Annotated in this window: 6 protein-coding genes; 5 read left to right on the top strand and 1 reads right to left on the bottom strand. The window is 68.1% G+C overall.

The annotated features are described in order from the left end of the window. Positions 1-151: 151 nt before the first annotated feature. Positions 152-613 (bottom strand): vgr related protein, encoded by a 462-nt coding sequence (locus AX681_RS16805; RefSeq protein ID WP_066664882.1) that lies wholly within the window; start codon positions 611-613, stop codon positions 152-154. Between the two features lie 82 nt (positions 614-695). Between AX681_RS16805 and AX681_RS16810 the strand changes: the two genes are divergently transcribed. From AX681_RS16810 to AX681_RS16830, 5 genes are all read left to right on the top strand, one after another. Further along, positions 696-1082 carry a hypothetical protein gene (locus AX681_RS16810; RefSeq protein WP_066664880.1) on the top strand — a complete coding sequence of 129 codons (387 nt, stop codon included), beginning with the start codon at positions 696-698 and terminating at the stop codon, positions 1080-1082. Positions 1083-1090: 8 nt separating this feature from the next. Further along, entirely contained in the window at positions 1091-1627 is a 537-nt protein-coding gene (locus AX681_RS16815; RefSeq protein WP_066664877.1) for an rRNA large subunit pseudouridine synthase E, read from the top strand. Between the two features lie 90 nt (positions 1628-1717). Continuing rightward, positions 1718-2866, top strand: coding sequence for a PepSY-associated TM helix domain-containing protein (locus AX681_RS16820; RefSeq protein WP_066664875.1), 1149 nt, complete (start codon positions 1718-1720; stop codon positions 2864-2866). Further along, a complete protein-coding gene (locus tag AX681_RS16825; protein ID WP_066664874.1) occupies positions 2863-3054 on the top strand; it encodes a hypothetical protein in 192 nt (63 codons plus the stop codon). The genes AX681_RS16820 and AX681_RS16825 overlap by 4 nt, the downstream gene beginning before the upstream one ends. Before the next feature lie 23 nt (positions 3055-3077). Then, positions 3078-5204: a TonB-dependent receptor gene (locus AX681_RS16830; RefSeq protein WP_231733864.1), complete on the top strand. Its 2127-nt coding sequence runs from the start codon at positions 3078-3080 to the stop codon at positions 5202-5204. Positions 5205-5342: the final 138 nt, after the last annotated feature.

The raw sequence follows: 5342 nt of genomic DNA on the forward strand, positions 1-5342 counted from the left end.
GGCCCCGCAATGGCGGCCCCAGCCCCAGCCGCAGGGCGAGACGCGGCCGGCACCGCCACCGGTGCGGGTTGCGCCGCCACCGCAGGCGCGGAGCAGCGAACCCGGGCAATCGTTGCGGGACAACACGACCGAGCGGCCGCAGTGACACGGGTCAGGCGGGCGTGAAGGGCAGGATCGCCTGATAGACCGCGCGTGGCGGCGCTCCGGGAACCGACGCTCCGCGCGCGAGCAGAAAGGCGTGGGCGACGATCTCCGCCTGCTGCTCGATCCCGTAACGCTCGAGCGTCCAGCCGGGCTTGATCGCATAGTCGTAGCGGCAGAACGGGTGGCGGCGCAGGGGGAGGAAGATGCCGCGCTGATGCTGCCACACATGCGTCATTTCATGGATGAAATGCGCCTGCAGGCCGAGCGCGGCGGTGGAGAAGTCCTCGCGGTACGCGGTCCCCTTGGGGTGGAAATGAATGCACCCCAGCGGAGCCATGGTCACGTTGCGCGGCTGGAAGAAGATCCATTTGCGGTTGGCGACCCCGGCCTTGGCATAGGCGATCGCGTCGCCGAACACGCTGCGGGCGAGCGCGATTTCTCCGGGGGTGAGCAGGCGGCGACGGGACATCGTGGCTGAGGTGGCGATGCCGGCAGCGCTTGTCCAGCGGCAGATCCCGGCATAGCCTGTTGCGACGGGGAGGGCGCGGACCATGCGGGCGGCACTGGGCCTGACGATGATGGTAGCGCTGAGCGGGTGTGGCGGCTTTTCCGGCCCGCATGCCAAGGGCGACCCCTGCCCCGAACTCAGCGAGGCGCGTTTCGCCGAACTGGTCGAGGCCGGTGCAACCCGCGCCGACGCGACCATCCATGCCAGCGGGATGATCGACATGACCACCGGCCCCGGCGTCGTGCAATGCGCCAGCGGACCCCAACCGCGCGCGTGCCGACGGCCCAACGACCTGGTCATTCGCTACACGTGGCCGGATGGATCGCGGCGGCGTGTGCAGGTGCCCGCCGGCAGCCAATACCGGTTCCGTGCCGGGGCACGCCCAACCAGCTGCGAGATCGTGCTACCGCCCGCGCCGCCATCGGCGTAAGCGGGGGCATGACGCAGCTGATCCTGTTCAACAAGCCGTGGGGCGTGCTGTCGCAATTCACCGATGAGGGCAGCGGGCATCCGACGCTGGCCGATTATATCGACGTACCGGGGGTCTATCCCGCCGGGCGGCTGGACCGGGACAGCGAGGGGTTGCTGCTGCTCACCGATGACGGGCGGCTGCAGGCGCGGATCGCGGACCCGAAACACAAGATGCCAAAGACCTATTGGGCGCAGGTCGAGGGGGAGCCCGACGATGCGGCGCTGGCGGCGCTGCGCACCGGCGTTCTGCTGAAGGATGGGGTGACTCGCCCGGCGCTGGCCGAGCGGATCGACCCGCCCGCGATCTGGCCGCGCGACCCGCCGGTACGGTTCCGCAAGAGTGTGCCCGACTGCTGGATCGCGCTGACGATCACCGAGGGGCGCAACCGACAAGTGCGGCGGATGACGGCGGCGGTGGGGCACCCGACGCTGCGGCTGGTGCGCTGGCGCGTGGGTGACTGGACGCTCGACGGGGTTGCGCCGGCGACGTGGCAGAGCGTCTAGCGATTGCAAATGCGAATGCCTCGCATTGACAGTGTCAGCGAGGCGGGTTAGGCGCGCGGCGTTCCGTTTTGCCGAGGAAAGCCGCGCACCGTGTCCCGCTCGACGATCAAGGCCTGGTTCCTGATCCATAAGTGGTCGAGCATCCTGTGCACCGCATTCCTGCTGATGCTGTGCGTTACCGGGCTGCCGCTGATTTTCCATGACGAGATCGAGGCGCTGACCGAGCATGATGCGGCGGCGGCGATGCAGGGCGTGCCGTCAGCACAGGGCGGCGTTCCGCTCGATACGCTGATCGCCAAGGCGATTGCCGAGGGCGGGGGCGGAGTGCCGCTGTTTGTCGGGTTCAGCCACGACAATCCGATCCTGACCGTCACTACCGGGCCGACCCCGGATGCGCCGGAAGCGCAGATGCGGCTGTTTTCCTACAACCGCACGACCGGTGAGAGCGCGGGCGAGATCCGCGAGGAGGGCGTGATGCACTTCCTGCTCAAGCTGCATACCGACCTGTTTCTGGGTCTGCCGGGAATGCTGTTTCTGGGCGTGATGGGCGCGCTGTTCGTGCTCGCGATCTTCTCCGGCGTCGTCCTCTATGTCCCGTTCATGCGGCGGTTGCGGTTCGGGACGCTACGCAAGACGCGGAGCAAGCGGGTCAAGCGGCTCGATACGCACAACCTGCTCGGCGTCGTGACGCTGGGCTGGGCGTTGGTGGTCGGGGTGACGGGCGTGATCAACGCCTTTGCCGATCCGCTGACCTATAGCTGGCGCGAGGGGCAGCTGAAGGAAATGGTCGCAGCGCATGGTGGTGACCGACCGGTCGCGCCCGCCAACTATGCCTCGGTCGATGCAGCGATGGCGGCGGCGCAGACCGCGCTGCCGGGCGTGTCGCCGCAGTTCATCGGCTTTCCCGGCGGCGGGTGGAGCAGCGGGCGGCACTATGCGATCTTCTTTCAGGGCGATACGCCGCTGACCAGCCATGTGCTGACGCCTGCGCTGGTCGATGCCGAGACTGCGAAGCTGGCCGATACCGCGTCGATGCCGGCATTCACCCAGGCGCTGATGCTGTCCAAGCCGCTGCACTTTGGCAATTATGGCGGGATCGCGCTCAAGATCCTGTGGGCGATCCTGACGCTGGCAACGATCTGGGTGCTGTGGAGCGGGCTGCAGCTGTGGCTGGGCAAGGGCGCGCGCGGGACCGAGCGCGCGGTGGACGAGATCGTCCATGCCGGAGCCGGATCGTGAACGCGTCGCGCCGGATCGGTCCGCAGCGCGCAGCCAGCGTGCTCGCCGTGCCTGCGTTGTTGCTGGTCGCGAGCCTGGCGGGCCTGATCCTTGGCCTGACCGGCGACGGGTGGCGCGATGCGGCCGCGTCGCTGCTGCTCGCCCTTCCCGTCCTCATCTTCCTGCGCAGCTGGCTGCGCCGTTCCTGAACCCTAGACAAATGGATAGACAAATGAAGCGCCTGATCCTTGCCACCGCCTCGCTTGCCGCGATCGCCACCCCTGCCCTGGCGCAGGACGACGAGGTCGTGATCCAGGCGCAGCGCGAGAATGCCAGCGCAGTGACCGGCGAAGGCGATCTGGGCGCGCTGGGCAACAAGAAGGCGGAGGACGTGCCGTTCGTCGTCCGCTCGTACAACGAAGCGCTGATCCTCAACCAGCAGCCGCTGACGCTGGGCGCGCTGCTGGAGAATGATCCGACGATCCGAACCAGCTATGGCTTTGGCAATGCTTCGGAGCAGTTCGTGATCCGCGGCTTTCAGCTGTTCGGCGACGATGTCGGGCTGAACGGCCTGTACGGCATCGCGCCGCGCCAGCTGGTCGCGCCCGAATTGTTCGAGAGCGTGCAGGTGCTGAACGGCGCCTCGGCATTTCTGAACGGTGCGGCGCCGGGCGGGTCGGGGATCGGCGGGAGCGTCAACCTGCAGCTGAAGCGCGCCGGCCGTGACCTGACCCGCGCGACCGCCAGCTATATCGGCGACCGGCATTTCGGTGGCAGCTTCGACGTCGCGCGCCGTTTTGGCGACGGGTCGTTCGGGGTGCGCGTCAACGGCGCGTTCCGCAGCGGTGACGTGGCGGTCGAAGGCGAGTTCCGCCGCACCGCCGTGCTGGGCGCTGCGTTCGACTGGCGCGGCGAGCGGGTGCGCGCGTCGCTGGACTTGGGCTATCAGCGGGTCGAAGTGGACGGGCTGCGCCCCAAGGTGACGGTAGGCACCGCCGTCGTCCCGCGGGTGCCGGAAGCCGACGCCAACTATGCCCAGCCCTGGACCTATACCGACATGCGCGACGTGTTCGGCGTGGCGCGGATTGAATATGACGTCGCGGACAATGCAATGGTCTATGCCAGCGCAGGCGCGCGCGACGGCATGGAAGAGGGCATTTACGGCGGCATCACCATCCTGAACGCCACCACCGGCGCGGCGAATGGCAATGCGCTGTACGTGCCGCGCACCGACAATAACGAAGCGATCGAGGCCGGGCTGCGCGTCAAGCTGGGTCAGGCGGTGACGCATGAGTTCAACCTGGGCGGCAACATCGCCTGGCAGGTGAACCGCAACGCGTTCGACTTCCTCTATGGCCCCGGCTTCGCGGGGTTCGCGACCAACCTCTACAGCCCGACGCTGGCGGCGATCCCGGCATCGGCGTTCGTCGGCGGCGATCTGGACGATCCGTTCCCGATCAGCCGCACCCGGCTGTGGAGCGTCTATGCGTCGGACACGGTCGGACTGTTCGACAACCGCCTGCTGGTGACGGGGGGCCTCCGCCTCCAGTCGATCCGGGTGAAGGCGTATAACGCCTATAATGGCGGGCTGCTCGACACGACCTATGACGAAAGCGCGGTGACCCCGGTGGTCGGTGTAGTGGTGAAGCCGGTTACCGGCGTGTCGCTGTTCGCCAACCGGATCGAGGGGCTGCAACAAGGCCCGACCGCACCGATCGACCCGCTGCTGGTCAATTCGGGCGAGGTGCTCGCCCCGACCAAGTCGGTGCAATATGAGGTCGGCGGCAAGCTGCGCATCGGCGGGTTCGACGCCAGCCTGGCGCTGTTCCAGATCGACCTACCGACCGCCTATGCGGTGCCGACCGGGACGGCGGGGCGTCAGGTCTATGGCCTGTTCGGCAAGCAGCGCAATCGCGGGATCGAGCTGAGCTTTGCCGGTGAGGTCGCGCCGGGGCTGCGCCTGATCGGTGGCGGCACGGTGGTCGACGCGAAGCTGCGCGAGACGCTGGGCGGCGCGAACGAGGGCAATCGTGCGCAGGGCGTGCCGGAATACACCGCGAACCTGAACGCCGAATGGGACATGGGCTTCGTCCCCGGCCTGACGCTGACCGGACGCGTGGTGCATACCGGGCCGCAGGCGGTGAACATCGCCAACACGCTGGAACTGGACGACTGGACGCGGTTCGATGTCGGCGCGCGTTATGTCTTTGCGGCGGGCGACAAGCCGCTGACGCTGCGCGTGGGCGTCGATAACGTCGCCAATGCGCGCTATTGGGCGTCGGCGTACGATGCGTTCAGCCAGGCGCTGCTGCAGGGTGGGCCGCGGACGGTGCGGGCATCGCTGTCGGTGGATTTTTGAGCGTTCAATCCTCCCCCGGAAGGGGGAGGTGTCAGCGCAGCTGACGAAGGGGGAGGAAGCGACCGGCCCCAGGCTCAAAGGCGCAGCCGCCCTCCCCCTCCGTCGCCTTCGGCGCCACCTCCCCCTGGCGGGGGAGGA

This window comes from Sphingomonas sp. CCH9-E2 (assembly GCF_001557215.1).
Classification (GTDB): domain Bacteria; phylum Pseudomonadota; class Alphaproteobacteria; order Sphingomonadales; family Sphingomonadaceae; genus Sphingomonas.